The sequence below is a fragment of the Sphingobium agrisoli genome, assembly GCF_041877245.1.
Lineage (GTDB): Bacteria > Pseudomonadota > Alphaproteobacteria > Sphingomonadales > Sphingomonadaceae > Sphingobium.
Genome location: NZ_JBHDJI010000004.1, coordinates 133807 through 153595, shown reverse-complemented (window position 1 = coordinate 153595; position 19789 = coordinate 133807). Strand labels below are relative to the sequence as shown.

16 protein-coding genes and 1 riboswitch are annotated in these 19789 nt (G+C 66.8%); of the genes, 8 read left to right on the top strand and 8 right to left on the bottom strand.

Annotated elements, in window-relative coordinates; all coding sequences use genetic code 11:
• Window positions 1-137 precede the first annotated feature (137 nt).
• The 5 genes from hrpB to ACETPF_RS08975 all read left to right on the top strand — a co-directional run bounded on the left by hrpB (window position 138) and on the right by ACETPF_RS08975 (window position 6844).
• Window positions 138-2663 (top strand): ATP-dependent helicase HrpB, encoded by a 2526-nt coding sequence (gene hrpB, locus ACETPF_RS08995; protein ID WP_373934114.1) that lies wholly within the window; start codon window positions 138-140, stop codon window positions 2661-2663.
• A gap of 55 nt (window positions 2664-2718) precedes the next feature.
• Entirely contained in the window at window positions 2719-2997 is a 279-nt protein-coding gene (locus ACETPF_RS08990) for an ETC complex I subunit (protein WP_373934113.1), read from the top strand.
• 118 nt (window positions 2998-3115) lie between these two features.
• Entirely contained in the window at window positions 3116-3361 is a 246-nt protein-coding gene (locus ACETPF_RS08985) for an acyl carrier protein (protein WP_373934112.1), read from the top strand.
• A 137-nt stretch (window positions 3362-3498) separates the two neighbouring features.
• Entirely contained in the window at window positions 3499-4761 is a 1263-nt protein-coding gene (gene spt / locus ACETPF_RS08980) for a serine palmitoyltransferase (protein ID WP_373934111.1), read from the top strand.
• Window positions 4762-4855: 94 nt separating this feature from the next.
• Window positions 4856-6844: an ATP-binding protein gene (locus ACETPF_RS08975; RefSeq protein ID WP_373934110.1), complete on the top strand. Its 1989-nt coding sequence runs from the start codon at window positions 4856-4858 to the stop codon at window positions 6842-6844.
• On the opposite strand, the gene ACETPF_RS08970 is transcribed toward ACETPF_RS08975, so the two are convergent.
• From ACETPF_RS08970 to gcvT, 5 genes are all read right to left on the bottom strand, one after another.
• On the bottom strand, window positions 6801-7679 hold the full coding sequence (locus ACETPF_RS08970) for a hypothetical protein (protein WP_373934109.1): 879 nt from the start codon (window positions 7677-7679) through the stop codon (window positions 6801-6803). The genes ACETPF_RS08975 and ACETPF_RS08970 overlap by 44 nt on opposite strands.
• Before the next feature lie 280 nt (window positions 7680-7959).
• Window positions 7960-9534, bottom strand: a complete 1575-nt coding sequence (gcvPB, locus tag ACETPF_RS08965) for an aminomethyl-transferring glycine dehydrogenase subunit GcvPB (RefSeq protein WP_373934108.1) — start codon at window positions 9532-9534, stop codon at window positions 7960-7962.
• 121 nt (window positions 9535-9655) lie between these two features.
• A complete protein-coding gene (gene gcvPA / locus ACETPF_RS08960; protein ID WP_373934107.1) occupies window positions 9656-11014 on the bottom strand; it encodes an aminomethyl-transferring glycine dehydrogenase subunit GcvPA in 1359 nt (452 codons plus the stop codon).
• Window positions 11015-11141: 127 nt separating this feature from the next.
• Window positions 11142-11513 (bottom strand): glycine cleavage system protein GcvH, encoded by a 372-nt coding sequence (gene gcvH, locus ACETPF_RS08955; protein WP_373934106.1) that lies wholly within the window; start codon window positions 11511-11513, stop codon window positions 11142-11144.
• Window positions 11514-11541: 28 nt separating this feature from the next.
• A complete protein-coding gene (gcvT, locus tag ACETPF_RS08950; protein WP_373934105.1) occupies window positions 11542-12705 on the bottom strand; it encodes a glycine cleavage system aminomethyltransferase GcvT in 1164 nt (387 codons plus the stop codon).
• Window positions 12706-12883: 178 nt separating this feature from the next.
• A riboswitch (glycine riboswitch) is annotated at window positions 12884-12984 on the bottom strand.
• A gap of 178 nt (window positions 12985-13162) precedes the next feature.
• Here gcvT and ACETPF_RS08945 point away from each other — a divergent pair.
• A complete protein-coding gene (locus ACETPF_RS08945) occupies window positions 13163-13864 on the top strand; it encodes a glutamine amidotransferase (RefSeq protein WP_373934104.1) in 702 nt (233 codons plus the stop codon).
• A gap of 7 nt (window positions 13865-13871) precedes the next feature.
• On the opposite strand, the gene ACETPF_RS08940 is transcribed toward ACETPF_RS08945, so the two are convergent.
• Window positions 13872-14528, bottom strand: coding sequence for a glutathione S-transferase (locus ACETPF_RS08940; protein WP_373934103.1), 657 nt, complete (start codon window positions 14526-14528; stop codon window positions 13872-13874).
• 127 nt (window positions 14529-14655) lie between these two features.
• Between ACETPF_RS08940 and ACETPF_RS08935 the strand changes: the two genes are divergently transcribed.
• Window positions 14656-15879 carry a polyhydroxyalkanoate depolymerase gene (locus tag ACETPF_RS08935; RefSeq protein WP_373934102.1) on the top strand — a complete coding sequence of 408 codons (1224 nt, stop codon included), beginning with the start codon at window positions 14656-14658 and terminating at the stop codon, window positions 15877-15879.
• A 36-nt stretch (window positions 15880-15915) separates the two neighbouring features.
• Here ACETPF_RS08935 and sppA read toward each other — a convergent pair whose 3' ends face one another.
• A complete protein-coding gene (gene sppA, locus ACETPF_RS08930; protein ID WP_373934101.1) occupies window positions 15916-17799 on the bottom strand; it encodes a signal peptide peptidase SppA in 1884 nt (627 codons plus the stop codon).
• Window positions 17800-17954: 155 nt separating this feature from the next.
• On the opposite strand from sppA, the gene gpmA reads away from it, so the two are divergent.
• Window positions 17955-18641 (top strand): 2,3-diphosphoglycerate-dependent phosphoglycerate mutase, encoded by a 687-nt coding sequence (gene gpmA, locus ACETPF_RS08925; protein WP_373934294.1) that lies wholly within the window; start codon window positions 17955-17957, stop codon window positions 18639-18641.
• 4 nt (window positions 18642-18645) lie between these two features.
• On the opposite strand, the gene ACETPF_RS08920 is transcribed toward gpmA, so the two are convergent.
• On the bottom strand, window positions 18646-19704 hold the full coding sequence (locus ACETPF_RS08920) for a hypothetical protein (RefSeq protein ID WP_373934100.1): 1059 nt from the start codon (window positions 19702-19704) through the stop codon (window positions 18646-18648).
• Between the last annotated feature and the right edge of the window lie 85 nt (window positions 19705-19789).

Below are 19789 nucleotides of genomic sequence, written 5' to 3'. Positions count from 1 at the left end.
CGCCCTGCCGCGCGTTTTTACCAACATGGATCAGTCGGCTGTTCGCGCGAAACGTCCCGAGGCGCAACTGTTTCCGCGATGATCGGCAAAATCGCACCGCCTTGCGATTCGGCGCGGGGCGGGCGAGAGCAGGGGACATGACCGACCTGCCCATTCACGCCATCTTGCCCGACCTGCTCGCCGCCCTGCGGGCGGGGCGCAACGCCGTGCTGGTCGCGCCGCCGGGCGCAGGCAAGACCACGGCGGTCGCGCCGGCTTTGCTGTCGGAGCCTTGGTGCAGCGGCCAGGTGCTACTTCTTTCGCCGCGTCGGTTGGCCGCACGGGCGGCGGCGCAACGCATCGCCGAGTTAATGGGCGAGCGGCCGGGCGGCACGGTCGGCTATGCGACGCGGATGGACAGCAAGACGAGCGCGAAGACGCGGCTGCTGGTGCTGACAGAGGGCATTTTCGTGCGGCGGATACAGGACGACCCGGAGCTGGCCGGGGTGTCGGCCGTGCTGTTTGACGAAGTGCATGAGCGCAGCCTCGACAGCGATTTCGGCCTTGCGCTGGCGCTGGATGCCCAAGGCGCTCTGCGGCCGGACTTGCGGATCGTGCCGATGTCGGCGACGCTGGATGGCGCTCGCTTCGCGGCGCTCCTGGAGGACGCGCCGGTGGTCGAGAGCGAAGGGCGCATCCAGCCGCTGGAGCTGCGCCATATCGGCCGTGCGGCCGAGGCGCGGATCGAGGACGAGGTGGCGGCCGCGATCCGCCGGGCGCTGAGCGACGAGGCGGAAGGCGATCTGCTTGCCTTCCTGCCGGGCGTTGCGGAGATCGAACGGACGGCCGAGCGGATCGAGGGCGTGGCGGAGGTGCACAGGCTGCACGGCTCGCTGGACCCCGCCGCCCAGCGCGCGGCCATCCGTCCATCGCGCGAGGGGCGGCGCAAGGTGATCCTCGCAACGTCGATCGCGGAAACCAGCCTCACCATCGAAGGGGTGCGGATCGTGGTGGACAGCGGCCTTGCGCGGCGGCCCCGCTACGACCGTGCCGCAGGGGTGACGCGGCTGGTGACGGAACGCGCAAGCCAGGCGGCGGCGACCCAGCGGGCGGGCCGCGCCGCGCGGCAGCGGCCGGGGGTGGCCTATCGGCTGTGGGAGGCGGCCGCGACGGCCGGAATGCCGCCCTTCGACCCGCCGGAGATTTTGGAAAGCGACCTTTCGAGCCTGCTGCTCGACTGTGCGCTCTGGGGTGTCAGCGACCCCGGGACACTTCGCTGGCTCGACCCGCCGCCCGTCGCAGCGGTGGAGGAAGCGCGGCGGCGGCTGGTGCGGCTGGACGCGCTGGATGGGGATGGGCGCATCACCGCCCATGGAAAGGGGCTCGCCCGACTGCCACTCTCTCCGCGCCTCGCCCATATGCTGGTGCGCGCGGGTGAATTGGGGCTGGCGGACATTGCGGCGGAGGTTGCCGTCTTGCTCGGCGAGCGCGGCGTTGGCGGGCAGGACACCGACCTGACCCTCCGCCGCCAGCGCTGGCGGCGAGAGAGCGGCAAGCGGGCGGACGCGGCGCGAGGTCTGGCGAAGCGGTGGGCAGCCTTAGTCAAGCCCCTCCCTGTCAAAGGACGGGTTGGGATGGATGCCTCCGAAGGAGGATCGCTTCGCTCGCGACCTACCCCCGACCCGCCCCTGACAGGAAGGAGAGACGATAGCGTCGGTCTCTGCCTCGCGCTCGCCTTCCCCGATCGCGTCGCCAAGCGCCGTTCCGCCGACGGCGGGGATTGGGCGAGCGTCGGCGGGCGCGGCTTCCGGCTCGATCCGCTCTCGCCGCTCGCGCGCGAGGACTGGCTGGCGGTGGGCGAGGTGCAGGGCAGCGCGGCGGGCGCGCGTATCCTGTCGGCCGCACCGATCGGCGAGGCGGACGTGATCGCTCTCTTTGGCGATCGAGTCAGGGAGCATCGCACCGTGCGCTTCCGTGCCGCCAATGGTGGGATCGAAGCCTTGCGCGAGCGCCGGCTGGGCGCGGTGCGGCTGTCGAGCGGGTCGGACGACCGCCCCGATCCGCAGGCGGTTGTCGCCGCGCTCGTCGATGGCGTGCGGCAGGGCGGCCTTGCCCTGCTGCCCTGGTCGGACGCGGCACAATCGCTGCGGATGCGCGCCGGCTTCGCAGGAGTCGAAGCGCTGTCCGACGACGCGCTGCTCGCCACGCTTGACGACTGGCTGTCGCCCCTGCTGGCGGGAAAGCGCCGCCTGTCCGACATCGACCGATCCCAATTGTCCGGTGTGTTGGAGGGGCTGATCGGCTGGGACGGCAAGCAGCAGCTGGACCGGCTTGCGCCGCCCGAGTTCCGTTCGCCCGCCGGATCGACCCACGCCATCGACTATGCGGCCGAGGGAGGCCCGCGCGTCGAACTGCGCGTGCAGGCGCTGTTCGGCCTTGCCGCGCATCCGACGGTCGGGAGCGAGCGCTTGCCCCTCGTCCTCTCGCTTACCTCGCCGGCCGGGCGACCGATCCAGACGACGCGCGACCTGCCCGGCTTCTGGGCCGGCAACTGGCGCGATGTCGCCAAGGAAATGCGTGGCCGATACCCCCGCCACCCCTGGCCCGACGATCCCGCCGCCGCCAGCGCCACGCTGCGCACCAAAAATGCCGACGCGCGGCGGCAGGGCGGCCCGAAGCCTTGACTTGCCGCCGGACGCTGGTGCAACGCAGCGTCGAGATTTATCGGAGTTCCACCTGATGGCCGCGCGCATATACCAGATCCAGAAGAACGCCATGCAATCGGGCAAGGCGCTGACCCACAAATGGGTGCTGGAATTCGCGCAGGCGGAAGCCAAGAAGCCCGATCCGCTGACCGGCTGGGCCGGGTCGGGCGACACGCAGAGCCAGGTGAAGCTCACCTTCCCGTCGCAGGACGCGGCGGTGGCCTATGCGGACAAGTATGGCATCGCCTATTCAGTCATCGCGACGCCCCCCAAGACGCTGAAAATTCAAGCCTACGCCGACAATTTCCGCTAAAGCGCCGGCGCTGCCCGCACATTCGGGCGCGATGCTGCCTGATTGCCGCCTTATTCGCTTGCCAAAGGGCGGGTGGAGGCGGCAAAAGCCGCGTTTTGACGGAAAGATTTTGACGATAATGACCGATCGCAGCGCCATTTTCGAAAGCGTCGCCGCGCAGATTGCGCCTTTCAACAAGAAGGGCATCGACCTGACCGAAGCGACCAGCTTCGCCGGCGATCTGGAGTGGGACAGCCTGACCGTGATGGATTTCGTCGCCGCGATCGAGGACGAGTTCGACATCATCATCACCATGAACATGCAGGCCGAGATCGAGACCGTGGGCCAACTGGTCGACGCGGTGGCGAAGCTCAAGGCCGCCTGAGACCCAACATAGCCCGTTCGTTTCGAGCGGAGGTTCGAGATTGTCGAGAACCGAAGTTGAGAAGACGGGAAGCAAGTTCTCGACAGACGCATCTCGACTTCGCTCGATGCTGCTCGAACCGAACGGAAGATATGGAAATGACCGACGCAGCCGCCACCGCGAACGACGCGCGCACCCCCGCCGAAACGAGCGACGCGCGCGACCTTTTCTCCAAGTTCGATAATCTGATCGCCGAGCGCGAGGCGCTGCTGGCGACAGGGGTGCGCGATCCCTTCGCGATCGTGATGGACGAGGTGAAGTCGCCGACGCAGGCCGTCATCAAGGGCAAGGACACGATCCTGCTCGGCACCTATAACTATATGGGCATGACGTTCGACCCCGATGTCGTCGCGGCCGGCAAGAAGGCGCTCGACGAATTCGGCGCGGGCACGACCGGCAGCCGCGTTCTCAACGGCACCTATCAGGGCCACAGGGAAGTCGAGGACGCGCTTAAGGATTTCTACGGCACATCCGCCGCCATGGTTTTTTCGACCGGCTATCAGGCGAACCTCGGCGTCATTTCGACGCTGGCGGGCAAGGGCGACTATGTCGTGCTCGACGCCGACAGCCATGCCTCCATCTATGACGGCTGCTTCCTGGGGGACGCGGAGATCGTCCGCTTCCGCCACAATAGCGTCGAGGATCTCGACAAGCGCCTCGGCCGTTTGCCCGCCGATGCGCTGAAGCTCGTCGTGCTGGAGGGCGTCTATTCGATGCTGGGCGATGTCGCGCCGCTGCCCGATATGGTCGCCGCCATTCGCAAGCATCCCAACTGCATGATCCTGGTCGACGAAGCGCATGGCATGGGCTTTTTCGGCCCGAACGGCCGGGGCGTCTATGAAGAGCAGGGCGTCGAGAAGGACGTGGATTTCGTCGTCGGCACCTTCTCCAAATCGGTCGGCACGGTGGGCGGCTTCTGCGTATCGAACCATCCCAAGTTCGAAATCCTCCGTCTTGTCTGCCGCCCCTATGTCTTTACCGCCTCGCTGCCGCCCAGCGTCGTCGCCACCGCCGCGACCAGCATCCGCAAGCTGATGCACGCGGGCGAGAAGCGCGCGCATTTGTGGAAGAACAGCCAGCGGCTGCACGAAGGGCTGACCGACCTTGGCTTCACGCTCGGCACCAAGACGCCGCAATCCGCGATCATCGCTGTCATCCTGACCGATCAGGCGCAGGCCGTGGCGATGTGGCAGACGCTGCTGGAACTGGGCCTCTACGTCAACATGGCCCGCCCGCCCGCAACGCCCGCCGGCACCTTCCTGCTGCGCTGCTCGCTCTGCGCCGAACATAGCGACGATCAGGTCGAACAGATCATCGGCATGTTCGCGGCGGCGGGCAAGGCGACCGGGGCGATCGGCTGACAGACCGCCCCCAACGGGGAACTCGACCCATGTTATCGAAGTTTTCGCCTCCCCCGTTTCTTCATTAACCTTGTTGGGCTAGTGTAACGGTCCCATGGCGCATGGCGATCATCAGGACGGACGGGAAAGCCCCTGGCGCGTGGCTATGCGCCGGCTTTTGCCGTTCCTCCTTGTCGCCCTGCTCGTCGGAGCGCTCGGCGCGTTGCTCTACACCGCCAGCAACGCCACGCGCGATCATCAGCGCGCGCTCGCCGAGCAGCAGCGCAGTTTCGAGGTGATCGCGCTCGCCCGCGGGTTCGAAGCGCAGGTCGCCCGAGCGGAAGTGACCCTGGCGCGCTATGTCATCAGTCTCGACCCCGACACCGGCCGGCTTTTTCAGGACCAATGGCGCGGGGCGGCGCGGCAGTTGCGCGCGCTCCGTTACGCCACGCGCCGGTCGGGCTGGCAGCGCGGCCATCTCGCCGCGCTCCAGCGCGCCTTCGACGAACGCGGACGGACGCTGAACGAAATCGGCCTCCGCACCGCATACGACCAGAAGATGGCCGCGCTCGCCCGCTTCCACCAAGCGGGCAAGAGCCGCGACCTGCGGCGGATCACCGCCCTCCTCGACATGGTCATCCGGGCGGAAAACAGCCGCCTTCAGGAGCGTAGCCTTGCCGTCAGCCTTGCAGGCGACCGCACCGAACAGGTCGGGCGGACGTCGCGCCTGCTGGGGCTGGTGCTTCTGGTCTGCGTGCTGTTTGCCGCCTGGCTCGCCAACGCCGCCTATAGCGAGCGGCGCAAGGCGCGCGCGCTCGCCGAACTGGAAACCGAGCGCGCTGACCGGATGGAGGCGGCGGTGCAGGCGCGCACGGCCGAGCTGTCCGCCGCCTATGACGAATTGAAGCGCGAGTCGGCCGAACGCGCGGCGGCCGAGGACAATCTGCGGCAGATGCAGAAGATGGACGCGGTGGGGCAGCTGACGGGCGGCATCGCCCATGATTTCAACAATATGCTCGCAGTCGTCGTCGGCGGGCTGGAACTCGCCAAGCGCAACCTCCGCCTCAAGCCCGAGGAGGCGTCGCGGCACCTGGACAATGCCATGGAGGGTGCGAACCGCGCCTCTGCGCTGACCCGTCGCCTGCTCGCCTTTGCCCGGTCAGAGCCGCTGCTGCCGAGCGCGGTCGATCCCGACGCGCTGATCGCCGGCATGGCGGACCTGATCGACCGCACCATCGGCGACCAGATCATCGTCAGTTTCGCGCATCGAGCGGAGGGCTGGCGCATCTTCGTCGACCAGCATCAGCTGGAAAATGCGATCCTGAACCTGTGCGTCAATGCGCGCGACGCGATGGAGGGGAGGGGGCGGCTCAGCCTGTCGACCGATCGCATGACGCTGAAAAGCAGGGAGATCGGCGATTGCGCGGAGGGTGACTATGTCGTGCTGACGGTCACCGACGATGGCTGCGGCATGACGCCCGAGGTGCTGGCCCGCGTGTTCGAGCCCTTCTTCACCACCAAGCCGGTCGGCAAGGGCACGGGCCTGGGCCTCAGCCAGATCTTTGGGCTGGTGCGCCAGTGCGCGGGCGAAATCCGCATCGATTCGACGCCGGGCGAAGGCAGCAGCGTGTGCATCTACCTGCCCCGCTGCTTGAACGAAGCGGAGAATGGCGAAGCGGGGGCAGCCTTCGCGCAGGGGCCGGTGCGCCAGCCGCCCACCCGCATCCTGGTCGTCGAGGATGATCCGCGCGTCCTCAACCAGACGATGGCCGCACTCTCCGAACTCGGCCATCTGCCGGTCGCCTGCGACCATCCGGCCAAGGCGGCGAAGCTGCTGACCAACAATGCCGACGTCGGCCTCATCATCAGCGACGTGTTGATGCCCGACATGACGGGGCCGGAAATGGTGAAGGGGCTGCCCGCCCAGTTCCGCCATCTGCCGGTGCTGTTCGTCACCGGCTATGCCGGCGATGTCGGCGAAAGCGCGGACTTTGCCGGCCATGCCGTGCTGCGAAAGCCCTATACGCTCGCCGCGCTGGGGCAGGCGCTCAGCGACGCGCTTACCGAATCGCCCCTCCGCGGAACAGCCGCGGCAGCAGAGTGAGCGCGCCCAGGAGCGGCCAGCGCCGCTGCCACGGCCGAATCGCGATCTGCGTGCCGGCGTGGCGATTGATCTTCCAGGCGAGATAGTCGATCCCCCCGGCATAGGTGAAGCTCGCCTTGGCAAGCCGCAGCACCGACAGGCGCTTGCCCCGGCGCTGGAGCTTACGCCAGAGGCGGGGCGCATCAGCAGGGGAGGGCGGCAGCCCGTCGGCCAGCGCCGCGTCCCCAAAGCGCCGATACCGATCGGGGTCGGCATCCACGATGGATAGCGAACGGCCGGTCTTTTCGGCGCGCAATTCGGCATTATAGGTCAGCGCAAAGCCGGCCTTCCAGAGCGCCAGCACATCGTCCTGCTCGCCCGTCATCGGCCGTGCCAGCGACAGCAGCGTCGGCGCGGCCTGCGCCACCGCCGCAACGACCCGCTGCCGCGCCAGATCGTCGGCCGCCCAGAGCAGCCGCGCGGGCTGGGCGAAGCGCGCCCAGACAGACACGTTATCCGCAGCCGGGCTGTTGAGCCGTGCAAAGTCCGCTTCGGACAGCACCGCATATTTCGCCATCAGCCCCTGATGCTCTAACGGAAAGACGTTGGGCGGGATCAGCCGGTTCGCGCTCGCCAGCCATCGCCGCCCGTAAGCCGCCGGATAATCCGACACGATCAGGTAGAAATCCAGCATCAATCCGTCGAGATTGGCTTCGCGCAGGCAGGAGCCGTAGAACAGCACGGCCCGCGCGGCTTGCGGATATGTCGCCGCCAGCGCCCCGGCCATCGCGGCGGCGCGAGGATCGGCGGGGCGGGCGAGTTCCGCAGCGACGAGCGGCAGCAGGCGGCTAGGCATGGGCGTCGGTCGTGCTCCTGCAGAGGCGGGAGTCCCGTCCCGCTCTCTTTACCGGCCCGCCTTCGCAGGAGCGGGACGAGCTTTCAAGTTCGGCGGCAAGGTCGGGCCAGCATCAGCCGCTTAATTGAACAGCGAGTTGAACAGTTGTTTGCCACTTCAGGGCCGAGGGCGCTGGCATCCGGTCAGCCGGATAGCCAGCTGTTTGCGGTATTATTACGGAGCCGTAATAATCTCCATGGCGTTCATAGCCCATCGCCCCTGTTTCGGTTGGAACGAACGCTCACTCCGCCGCCTGCGCCAAGTCCGGATCGGTCCAGCTCAGCACCGGCTTGCGCGCGGCGAGGGTCTCGTCGAGGCGACGGCGCGGCGCGTGATAGGGCGCGCCCTTCAGCGCCTCGTCGCCTGCCTTTGCCCGTTCGGCCAGGCTGCGCAGCGCCAGGATGAACTGGTCGAGCGCCGCCTTGCTTTCCGTTTCGGTGGGTTCGACCAGCATCGCGCCATGGACGACCAGCGGGAAATACATGGTCATCGGGTGGAAGCCCTCGTCGATCAGCCCCTTGGCGATGTCGAGCGTGGTGAAGCCTTCGGCCAGCCCCTTGTCGCTGAACAGCGCCTCATGCATGCAGGGGCCGCTTGCGCCGAATGGCGCGTCGAGCACATCGTCCAGGCTGCGCAGCACATAGTTGGCGTTGAGGACCGCGTCCTCCGCCACCTGCCGCAGGCCATCCGCGCCGTGGCTGAGGATGTAGGTCAGCGCGCGGGTGAACATGCCCATCTGGCCGTGGAAGGCGCACATGCGGCCGAAGCTCTGCGGCATTTCCTCGCCGACATTATCTTCTTCAATGAGGTGGATCGTGCCGTCCGCCAGGCGCGCGGTGTAGGGCAGCGGGCCGAAGGGCGCGAGCGCTTCGGAGAGCACGACCGGGCCGGAGCCGGGGCCGCCGCCGCCATGGGGGGTCGAGAAGGTCTTGTGCAGGTTGATATGCATCGCATCGACGCCGAGGTCGCCGGGGCGCACCCGGCCGACGATGGCGTTGAAGTTCGCGCCGTCGCAATAGACGAAGGCACCGGCGGCATGGACTGCGTCGGAAATCACCTTCATGTCCCGCTCGAACAGGCCACAGGTGTTGGGATTGGTGATCATCACCGCCGCGACGTCCGGGCCGAGCCGGGCCTTCAGCGCCTCCAGATCGACGCGGCCGTCGGGGGTCGCGGGAATATCCTCCACCTCATAGCCGCAGAAGGCGGCGGTGGCGGGATTGGTGCCGTGCGCGCTTTCGGGAACCAGCACCACCTTGCGCGCGTCGCCGCGCGCTTCAAGGGCGGCGCGGATGCAGAGCAGGCCGCACAGTTCGCCATGCGCGCCCGCCTTGGGCGTCATCGCGACGCCATGCATGCCGGTGAGCTGGATAAGCCAGACGGCCAGTTCGTTGATGACGCCAAGCGCGCCCTGCACGGTCGATTGCGGTTGCAGCGGGTGGATGTCCGCGAAACCGGGGAGCCGCGCCATCTTCTCGTTGAGGCGCGGGTTGTGCTTCATCGTGCAGGAGCCGAGCGGGAACAGGCCAAGGTCGATGGCGTAATTCTGTCGGCTGAGGCGGGTATAGTGGCGCACCGTCTCCTGCTCCGACAGGCCGGGCAGGCCGATGCTGTCGGCGCGGGCGAGAGTGCCGAGGCGACTGGCGATCTTCGGGGTCTCGCCGAAATCGACGCCGGTCGTTTCGGTCGAGCCGATCTCGAAGATCAGCTTTTCCTCCAGCATCAGGGCGCGGTTGCCGGTGGCGGTGGCGGGGGCCATATGCGCGTCCTCGACCGGCGTGGGCGCGGTGGGGCGGCCCTCCTTGAGCATGGTCATGCCGCGATCTCCTTGTTCAAACGTCCCGTGCTCCGGCGAAAGCCGGAGCCCAGGGTTCCGGGCACAGCGTGTGGGGCTCTGGGCTCCGGCTTCCGCCGGAGCACGGCGTTAGACAGCACGCTCATGCCAGTTCCTCCTCAAGCGCCTTGGCCAGCGCCTCGATGTCCTCAGGCGTGGTCGTCTCGGTAACGGCAACGATCAGGCCGTTGCCGACTGCGGGCGAATTGGGGAAGAGGCGGCCGAGCGATACGCCCGCCAGCACGCCCCGGTCGGCCAGGTTCCGCACCGCTTCACGCGCGTCCTTCGCCAGCACCAGCGTGAATTCGTTGAAGAAGCTGTCGTTGAGCAGCGTGACGCCGGGCAGCTGCGCCAGACGGTCCGCCGCCTGGCAGGCGAGGGCGTGGTTGAGCGTTGCAAGCTGGCGCAGCCCCGCCTCGCCCAGCAAGGTCATGTGGATGCTGAACGCCAGCGCGCACAGCCCGCTGTTGGTGCAGATGTTCGACGTCGCCTTCTCGCGCCTGATGTGCTGTTCGCGGGTCGAGAGCGTCAGCACGAAGCCGCGCTTGCCGGCCGCGTCCACTGTCTCGCCGCAGAGGCGGCCGGGCATCTGGCGGACATATTTCTGCTTGCACGCAAAGAGGCCCAGATACGGCCCGCCGAATTGCAGGCCGACGCCGATCGACTGGCCTTCGCCCACCACGATGTCCGCGCCCATATGGCCCGGCGCCCGTATCGCGCCGAGCGCCACCGGTTCCGTCACCACCGCGACCAGCAGCGCGCCGGCCGCATGGGCGGCGTCGGCCAGCGGGGTCAGGTCGGCGATACGGCCCAATATGTCGGGATATTGGACAACGACGCAGGACGTGTCCTTGTCGATCCCGGCGATCAGCGCGTCGATGTCCGTCGCGGCCTCCAGCGTCGGCGCGTCATGCACCAGCGCGTCGCCGGTAAACTTCGCCATGGTCTGCGCGACCGAGACATAATGGGGGTGCAGACCCGCCGACAGCAAAGCCTTGCCGCGCTTGGTGATGCGCCGCGCCATCACGATCGCTTCCCAACACGCGGTCGAACCGTCATACATGGAGGCGTTGGCGACATCGCAGCCCAGCAGGCGCGCGACCTGCGTCTGGAATTCGAACAGCACCTGGAGCGTGCCCTGCGCGATTTCGGGCTGATAGGGGGTGTAGGCGGTCAGGAACTCGCCACGCTGGATCAAATGATCGACGCTGGCGGGAACATGGTGACGATAGGCTCCCGCGCCCAGAAAGAAGGGCGCTTCCCCCGCCGACAGATTCTGCCGTGCGAGCGCGCTCATATGCCGCTCGACCGCCAGTTCGCTGGCGTGGTTCGGCAGGCCTTCGATCGGGCCGGACAAACGGGCTTCAGCGGGCACGTCCACGAACAGATCGTCGATCGACGCCGCGCCGACGGTGGCGAGCATCGCCTGCCGGTCGGTGTCGGTAAGGGGTAGGTAGCGCATTTTCACTCCTATCAATGCCCCTCCCCTTCAGGGGAGGGATTGGGGTGGGGTGTCGCCCCATGCGTCACCCTATGAGGCTGAACCCCACCCCCGACCCCTCCCCCTGAAGGGGAGGGGAGAATGTCGATCAAAGGCTCGCCACGAACTTCCGGTACGCAGCCTCGTTCATCAGGCCTTCCAGCTCGCTGGCGTCGGTGATGCGCAGCTTGAAGAACCAGCCGTCCTCCTCCGCGTCGCTGTTGACCAGAGCGGGCTCGTCCTCCAGCGCGCCGTTGGTTTCGACCACTTCGCCCGAGATCGGCGCATAGACGTCCGACGCGGCCTTGACCGACTCCACGACGGCGGCGTCGTCGCCCTTGTCTAAGGTCGTGCCTTCGGCGGGCAATTCCACGAACACGATGTCGCCCAGCTGCTCCTGCGCGTAATCGGTGATGCCGACCGTGGCGATCTCGCCCTCGACATCGATCCATTCATGTTCGTCAGTGAAATAGCGGCTCATATGGTTACTCCCCTTCCGAAAAATGACATCACGCCTTGCGCCGATACCGATGCGGAACGAACGGCATCGGCGTGACCGCAGCGGCTATACGCTTGCCCCGCACCTCTATTTCCAGTGCCGTGTCGATGGCCGCGTGGGGCAGGCTGACCCAGCCCATCGCGATCGGCGAGCCGAGGGTCGGCGCGAAGCCGCCCGAGGTGACTTCGCCGACTTCGACCGCCCCGGCATAGATTTTCGCGCCCTCGCGCGCGGGAAGCCGGCCCTCGATGCGGAGGCCCACGCGCTTGGTGCCAGGACCATCGGCCAGTTCTTTCATGACGCGGGCATGGCCGATGAAGCCGCCTTCCTCGCGCCGACGCTTGCCGATGGCGAAGCCGAGGTCCGCGCCGATGGTGCTGACGGCGGGCGTCAGGTCATGGCCGTAGAGCGGCAACCCCGCCTCCAGCCGCAGCGAATCGCGCGCGCCAAGGCCGATGGGCTTGACCTGCGGCAGGGCGCAAAGCGCGTCGGCCAGCAGCGCCACGTCGTCGGCCGGCACGCTGATCTCGAACCCGTCCTCGCCGGTATAGCCCGACCGGCTGATCCATAGCGGCACGCCGCGCCAAGTGAACAGGCCCGACTGCATGAAGAGGAGATCGGCGGTTTCGGGGATCAGCGCGCCCAGCGCTTCGCCCGCTTCCGGCCCTTGCAGCGCCAGCAGCGCAGCCTCGTCCATGTGGTTCATCACCACTTCGTCGGGCAGATGCTCGATTATCCAGCCGATATCGTCATATTTGGTTGCGCCGTTGACCACCATATAGATGTCCGCGCCGTCGAATGCGTCGCCGCCCAGCCGCGAGACCATCAGGTCGTCGAGAATGCCGCCATCCTCGTCCAGCAGCATCGAGTAGCGCTGACGGAAGGGTTTCAGCCCCTTGATGTCGGCGGGCAGCAGCTGCTCCAGCGCTTCGTCCACGGCCCCACTCTCATTGGCGCTCGAAAAGGTCAGCTGGCCCATATGGCTCACGTCGAACAGCCCAGCATGTTCGCGCGTCCACAGATGCTCGGCCATGATGCCGTCATACTGGATCGGCATGTGATAGCCCGCAAAGCCGACCATCCGCGCGCCCTTCGCCCGGTGCCAGGCGTCGAGCGGCAGTTCCTGCAACGGCAGCTCTTCTTCCAGATGGGCGATATCGTCATTGGCGGTCATGCAGGCCGGCCTTTCCGTGATGAGTAGCAGGGCGACAGCGTGACCCCGCCGGATATGGCGCGGAAGACTGCCACCCCCTCTGTCACGGAACCTGAGAGCTTTGACCAGTGACCCTGCGGCCCCCTGGCTTACCCCTTCGGTGGGACGGGCATGAAGCGCGTCCGCTTTCCAGAGTGTCTCGCGCGATGCGGTCCTTTGGCCTGAGAGATTCCGGGGCGGTTGCTCCTTCGGCGACGGGCGGTGCCTCAAAGGCGGCCCATGCTCTCCCGCATCGTGCCCGGCAGACGAATCCGCCGGAGACGCCCAAGCCATTGCGGCAAAGCGAGGGGCGCGTCAATCGGGGAAGTGGGCTCCGCGCATCGTGCGGCATGGCGCGGCGCCATAGACGGGTTTGTCAGCGGTCAAGAAAGACTGGGGTGGTGCCGCCGGATCGAATTGTCTATCGCATCGATCAGCAATGAAGAGAGCGTTGATCGTCCGTCATGTCCCGCGCGAAGGCGCGGCCGGGTATCTCCAGCCGATCGAGGAGACGGGTTACCATATCGACCGCGTCGACGTCGCCAGCCCCGACTTTGCCGATGTCGACCTGTGCAGCCCCGACCTGCTCATCATGATGGGCGGTCCGATGGGCGTTTACGAGACCGATCATCACCCTTGGATCAGCCTGCAGATCGAGAAGCTCGCCGCGCGCCTTGCCGCCGACCGGCCGACGCTGGGCGTGTGCCTGGGCAGTCAGATGATCGCGGCGGCGCTGGGCGCGCCGGTCTATCCGGGCGGGCGGATGGAACTGGGCTTCGCGCCGGTTCGGCTCAACGCCGCCGGCGCGGCGTCGCCGCTGCGCCACCTCGACGCCGTGCCGGTGCTGCATTGGCATAGCGACACGTTCGACCTGCCCGACGGGGTCGAACTGCTCGCGTCCACCGACAGCTATGCGCATCAGGCATTCCGGCGCGGGACCAATCTGCTGGCGCTGCAATTCCATGCCGAAATGGGCGAAGACCCGCGTTTCGAGGATTGGCTGACCCACTTCTGGGCCGATCTCGACACCGCCCGGCAATGCGTCCATGCGCTGCGGCGCGATCATGAAGCCCATGGACCGGGCGCCGTGGCGGCAGGACGGGCGATGATCGGCGCGTGGCTCGCCGAGGTGCGCCACTGATCGCCGTTCAGAATTCGACTTCCAGCTCGATCATCTCTTCAGGTTCGGCGCGGGCTGCCTCGATCCATTCGCGCATCAGCGGCCAGTTGTTGATCGTCTGGCAATAGGCGGCCGCGCCCTGCGATACCGGCACGGCGTAGGTCAGGAAACGCTGCGCCACCGGGGCGAACATCGCGTCGGCCACGGTCGGGCGGTCGCCGAACAGCCAGGGGCCGCCATAGGTTTCCAGGCATTCGCGCCAGATCGTTTCGACCCGGTCGATGTCGGGCTTCGCGCCTGAAAAGATCGGGAACCGGACATGCCGCACCTTGAGGTTCATCGGCAGCGCGGACCGCAGATTGGCGAATCCCGAGTGAATCTCGCCCGACACCGACCGGCAATGGGCGCGGGCGATCCGGTCGGCGGGATACATGCCCGCCTGCGGATACAACTCGTGCAGATATTCCGCGATCGCCAGCGTGTCCCATACGCTCGCGCCTTCATGCGTCAGGCGCGGCACCAGCACGGAGGGAGAGAGCAGCAGCAGTTCGGCGCGATTTTCCGGGTCGTCAAGGGCGACGATCGTCTCATGGACCTTCAGCCCGGCAATCCGGCACAACAGCCAGCCGCGCAACGACCATGACGAGTAATTTTTGCTGGAAAGGGTGAGTTCTGCAACTGCCATGGCTTGCCTCCCGCCTTCAACTTAACTCACATTTATGATGATGCAGTGCAACACAAAATGCATGTATAGCGTTTGATTGGAATCGCCGATTCGGTTGGCGATATTGGTGTAAGGCGAATTTACGACGATGCGGATGCTCTATAGCGGCTACCAGGCATGGAACGACATGCTGCTCCCCGCCCGCCTCGGCGCGCAATGGGCGCTCGCGATGCGTGACCGGATGGGACCAATGGCCGACTGGGCCATGCCGCGCCGCATGTTTGCGCTGATGGACGTGTTTCAGGGCGCGAAACTGACGCACCGTCGCCCCGCTTACGGCATCGACATGGTCCAGTGCGGCAATGCGCAGGTGGCGGTGCGCGAGGAGATCGCGATGGCGCTGCCCTTCGGCGACCTGCTGCATTTCGTGAAGGACGATGTCGAAACGCCGCAGCCCAAGGTGCTGGTGGTAGCCCCCATGTCGGGCCATTTCGCAACCCTGCTGCGCAGCACGGTCGCAACATTGCTTCAGGACCATGACGTGTACATCACCGATTGGAAGAACGCACGCGACGTGCCTCTGGAGGCGGGGCGGTTCGGCTTCGACGACTATGTCGACTATGTGATCCGGTTCCTCCAGGACATGGGCGAGGGCGCGCATGTCGTATCGGTGTGCCAGCCCTGCGTTCCCGCGCTCGCCGCCGTGGCGATGATGTCGGAGGATGACGACAAGGCGACGCCGCGATCGATGACGCTGATGGGCGGGCCGATCGATCCCAATGCCGCGCCGACCGTGGTCAATGACCTGGCCAACGAAAAGCCGATCGAGTGGTTCGAGGAGAATCTGATCTCTGTCGTACCCTTCCGCTATGCCGGGCGCGGGCGGGAGGTCTATCCCGGATTCCTCCAATTGTCGGCCTTCATGTCGATGAATCTGGAGCGGCACGGCGCGCAGCACCGCGAACTCTACCAGTTGCTGGCCGACGGCAAGACGGTGGAGGCCGACAAGATCAAGCAATTTTACGAGGAATATTTCGCGGTCCTCGACATGACCAAGGAATTCTACCTCGAAACCGTCGACATGGTGTTCCAGCGGACGCTGCTGGCGAAGGGCGAACTCACCGTGCGGGGCCGCAAGGTGAACCCCGGCGCGATCCGCAAGACGGCGCTGCTGACGGTCGAGGGCGAGAAGGACGATGTCTGCGCGGTCGGCCAGACATCGGCAGCGCACGCGCTATGTACCGGCCTGCGGCCGCATTTGAAGCGCCACCACCTTCAGCCCGGCGTCGGACACTATGGCGTGTTTTCCGGCCGAAAATGGGAAAATCAGGTTTATCCGCAGGTGCGGAACATGATCCTCTCGATGAATTGAGCCTCCCCTCCCGCACGCGGGAGGAGTGGTTTCAGCCTATCGCCACAACGCGGCGATCATGGCCAGCATGCCGCGGTCCTCAGCCGCGCTCCGCAGCCTGGGCGCGCCATAGCCGCGGCATTCCAGGCAATCGGCCCGCACGCCCGCGCCCGTCACCAGCGCCTTCACGTCGGCGACTGCCTGCATCGCCCAGCCGCGCTGCGCCCGCGCCTGCCGCGCGAGCATGTCGCGGGCGGCATTGTCATCGTTGGGGTCGCGCTGCGCGAGCGCCTCGATCCACTCCGCCCAAGGGTCGGGCGCCTTTTCGATGCGATAGACCTTTGCCCTGGCGGGGTCGATCTTCGCCCGGCGCGCGGCTTCGGCAACGGCGTCCTCCAGCCCGCCGAAGCGGTCGACCAGCCCGATCTGTCGCGCCGTGCCGCCATCCCACACCCGGCCCTGCGCGATGGCGTCGATCGCCTGGGGGGACTTCTTCCGCGACTGCGCGACGATGCCGACGAACCGGCGGTAGATATCCTCGACCCCCATCTGCATGATCTGGTCGAATTCGGGCGTGGTGCCGCCCGCAAGGTCCGGCTGGCCCGACAGCGGCGTCGTGCGAACCCCGTCGGTGGTGATGCCCATCTTCGCCAGCGTGCCCTCGAAACTCGGCAGGATGCCGAACACGCCGATGGAGCCGGTGATCGTGTCGGGCTCGGCGAAGATGACGTCTCCCGGCGTCGAGACCCAATAGCCCCCGCTCGCCGCCACATTGCCCATCGACACGACCACGGGCAGCCCGTCCCCCTTCGCCTGAAGGATCGCGCTCCTGATCTTCTCCGACGCCATTACCGATCCGCCCGGCGAATCGACCCGCACCACCAGAGCCTTCAGGTCTTTCTGGTCGAGCGCGGTCAGCAGCAGGTCGGATAGGGTATCGCCCGCCGCCGTGCCGGGGCCGCCTTCGCCATCGACGATGTCGCCGGCCACCGTCAGCACGCCGATCTGTCCGTCATTGGCAGGTTTGCGCGCCTTTATGTAGCGGTCGAAGTCGACCGTGGCGAAGCTGCCCGCCTTGTCGCCTGATGCGTCGCCGGCAATGTCCGCCACCCGGTCGCCAAAGGCCGATGCGTCGCCGAGCTTGTCGACCAGCCCCGCCGCCAGCGCGGCCTTCGCCACGTCCCCGCCCGTCGCGCGCACCGCCGACAGGGGATCGGCGGCGTAGGCCGCGATCTTCGCCTTCGGCCGCGCCTTGCCCACATCCTGCCGCCAATCCTCCCACAATGCGTCGGCGAGAGCCTGATTGGCCTGCTTCGCTTCGGGCGACTGATCGGTGCGGATGAAGGGCTCGACGAAGCTCTTGTAGGTGCCGACGCGATAGACATGGGTGTTGACGCCGAGCTTGTCGATCAATCCCTTATAGTAGAGCCCCGAGCCGCCCCGGCCCATGATCGCGACACCGCCCAGCGGATCGCTCCACACCTCGCTCGCATGGGCGGCGAGTTGATAGCTGTCATCGCTGTAGAGCGTCGCATAGGCCAGAACGGGCTTTTTAGCGGCGCGCACGCCATCCAGCGCCTTGCCGACGCGGGCCAGGGCGACCTGCCCGCCGCCCATGAAGCCGTCGAGGTTCAGCACCACGGCCTTGATCTTCGCGTCGTCCTTCGCCGCGTCGAGCGCGGTCACGATGTCGGACAGGCGATATTCCTTCGCTTGCGGGCCGTTGCCGGTCAGCAGAGCTAAGGGTTCTACCTCGGCGGGCTGCTCGACGATGGTGCCGTCAAGGTCGAGCAGCAGCGCCCCGCTGCTGACGCTCTGCGCCGGCTTGGGCGAAAAGGAGAGGGCGGCGTAGAGCGCGCCGAAGAAGAGCAGCAGGAACAGGAGGACGAGCCCGTCCTTGATCGCGACCAATATGCGCCACGCGCCCTTCACAAATGCCAAGTCGGCTGCTCCTGCCTCATATGATGCCCATCTGCTACCCGATGGACCATGCCGCCGCAATGTGGGACGCCCGCGTCCGGCGGCAAGCTTGCGCGGCGGATTTTGCCCGCTATGGGGATCATCATCCTATGATGTTCGTGCAGGAGACGCGCCCCATGCCCACCCTCGTCCTCATCCGCCATGGCCAGTCGGCGTGGAACCTGGAAAACCGCTTCACCGGCTGGTGGGACGTCAACCTGACCGACAAGGGGATCGAGGAAGCGCGCGCTGCCGGCCGCCTGATGGCGGAGAAGGGGCTGGACTTCGACATATGCTACACCAGCCTTCAGACCCGCGCGATCAAGACGCTCAACCTGGCGCTGGAGGAAATGGGGCGGCTGTGGCTGCCGGTCGAGAAGGACTGGCGGCTCAATGAGCGCCATTATGGCGGGCTGACTGGCCTCAACAAGGCTGAGACGGCGGCGAAGCATGGCGACGATCAGGTCAAGATCTGGCGGCGCAGCTTCGACATTCCGCCGCCGGTGCTGGAGCCGGGCGGGGAATTCGACCTGTCGGCCGATCGCCGCTATGCCGGCATCGCCATCCCCTCGACCGAGAGCCTGAAGGACACGATCGCCCGCGTGCTGCCCTATTGGGAGGCGACGATCGCGCCCGACCTCAAGGCCGGCAAGCGGGTCGTCATCTCCGCCCATGGCAATTCGCTTCGCGCGCTGGTCAAGCATCTGTCGAACATCCCCGACGACGAGATCACCGAGCTGGAAATCCCGACCGGCCAGCCCATCGTCTATGAACTGGCCGATGATCTGACCGCGCTCGACCGCTATTATCTGTCGGAACGCTGATCGGTTACGCCACCGCCCGGTCCAGATAGGGCAGCCGGTCCGTCACGACCGGCGGCAGCCCGCGCACCACCAGAGCGCGGGCATGGTGCCACAGGGCCGACAGCAGCAGCAGCGCCGATCCGATCACCAGCGCCGTCAGCGCCCAGGACAGCTCGACCGCGCCGGCTTGCCGGAACAGGGCGTAGAGCGCGAAGAGGACATAGGCGAGGCTGGAAACGAGCAGCGCGCGCCGGTCGATCGCCAGCGCGACGATGCCGAACGCGACATAGAGAGCGATCACCAGCAACGCCCGCCCGGCGCTGATCTCGTCGCCGCGCAGCACGCCGAGCAGCTGGAACAGCGAATGCGCGATCATGGGCGCGGCGGCGAGGTGCAGCCAGAAAGCGACGTCCGACCGGCGGGTGGTGCGCGCCCGGTCGCTCATGTCCCACCACATGGCGAGCGCGAACAGGGCGATGCCCGCCGCCAGCATCAGCAGAAAGGGCAGGGTGCGGTCATAGGGGACCGCCGCCATCACGAGGCCGGCGATCACGCCGACACCCGCCGCCGATCCCGCAGCGACCGTGATCGGCACCATGAAGCGCCGCCAATGCAGCCACGCCGCGCCAGCGCCGCAGGCCGCGACCAGCGAAAGGATGAGCGCGCCTTCGCGCTCGCCGGCATTGGGCACCAGCTGCCCCGCCAGTGCGCCGACCGCGAAGCAGACGCCGCCGACGAATCCGGCCAGCAGCAGGATGGAGGGCAGGGCCATGCGCCTTTGCCGGGTGAAATATTCCGCCAGGCCCCAGCTTGCCGCCGCGATCAGCACCCCGGACATGAAGGCGGGATGATGGTCGGGCGCGCCGAATCGCAGGCTGTTGCCGAGCCAGCCGAGCGCCACCAGCAGGATCACGCCAGCGATCGTCACGAAAATATCGTTGAAGCCGGTCAGCAGCCGGAAATGCTCTTCGTCGACCACGGGACTTGCGCGCAGCCGCGCGACATGATCGCGCAACGCCTGCGCCGCGTCGGCCGGGATAGCGCCCGCCGCTACGGCATCCTGTAGGTCACTCTCGCTATACATCGGCCATCTCCCGCCGCTCTCCTGATGCGCGCATCATAACAGCAGTGTAGTATATCGGCAATACAGTTGATTTTCGCCTTTTTCC

What these genes read in the sequence shown, in the direction of transcription:
- hrpB (WP_373934114.1), top strand. Translation starts at nt 138, where the DNA reads ATGACCGACCTGCCCATTCACGCCATCTTGCCCGACCTGCTCGCCGCC.
- ACETPF_RS08990 (WP_373934113.1), top strand. Translation starts at nt 2,719, where the DNA reads ATGGCCGCGCGCATATACCAGATCCAGAAGAACGCCATGCAATCGGGC.
- ACETPF_RS08985 (WP_373934112.1), top strand. Translation starts at nt 3,116, where the DNA reads ATGACCGATCGCAGCGCCATTTTCGAAAGCGTCGCCGCGCAGATTGCG.
- spt (WP_373934111.1), top strand. Translation starts at nt 3,499, where the DNA reads ATGACCGACGCAGCCGCCACCGCGAACGACGCGCGCACCCCCGCCGAA.
- ACETPF_RS08975 (WP_373934110.1), top strand. Translation starts at nt 4,856, where the DNA reads ATGGCGCATGGCGATCATCAGGACGGACGGGAAAGCCCCTGGCGCGTG.
- ACETPF_RS08970 (WP_373934109.1), bottom strand. Translation starts at nt 7,679, where the DNA reads ATGCCTAGCCGCCTGCTGCCGCTCGTCGCTGCGGAACTCGCCCGCCCC.
- gcvPB (WP_373934108.1), bottom strand. Translation starts at nt 9,534, where the DNA reads ATGACCATGCTCAAGGAGGGCCGCCCCACCGCGCCCACGCCGGTCGAG.
- gcvPA (WP_373934107.1), bottom strand. Translation starts at nt 11,014, where the DNA reads ATGCGCTACCTACCCCTTACCGACACCGACCGGCAGGCGATGCTCGCC.
- gcvH (WP_373934106.1), bottom strand. Translation starts at nt 11,513, where the DNA reads ATGAGCCGCTATTTCACTGACGAACATGAATGGATCGATGTCGAGGGC.
- gcvT (WP_373934105.1), bottom strand. Translation starts at nt 12,705, where the DNA reads ATGACCGCCAATGACGATATCGCCCATCTGGAAGAAGAGCTGCCGTTG.
- ACETPF_RS08945 (WP_373934104.1), top strand. Translation starts at nt 13,163, where the DNA reads ATGAAGAGAGCGTTGATCGTCCGTCATGTCCCGCGCGAAGGCGCGGCC.
- ACETPF_RS08940 (WP_373934103.1), bottom strand. Translation starts at nt 14,528, where the DNA reads ATGGCAGTTGCAGAACTCACCCTTTCCAGCAAAAATTACTCGTCATGG.
- ACETPF_RS08935 (WP_373934102.1), top strand. Translation starts at nt 14,656, where the DNA reads ATGCGGATGCTCTATAGCGGCTACCAGGCATGGAACGACATGCTGCTC.
- gpmA (WP_373934294.1), top strand. Translation starts at nt 17,955, where the DNA reads ATGCCCACCCTCGTCCTCATCCGCCATGGCCAGTCGGCGTGGAACCTG.
- ACETPF_RS08920 (WP_373934100.1), bottom strand. Translation starts at nt 19,704, where the DNA reads ATGTATAGCGAGAGTGACCTACAGGATGCCGTAGCGGCGGGCGCTATC.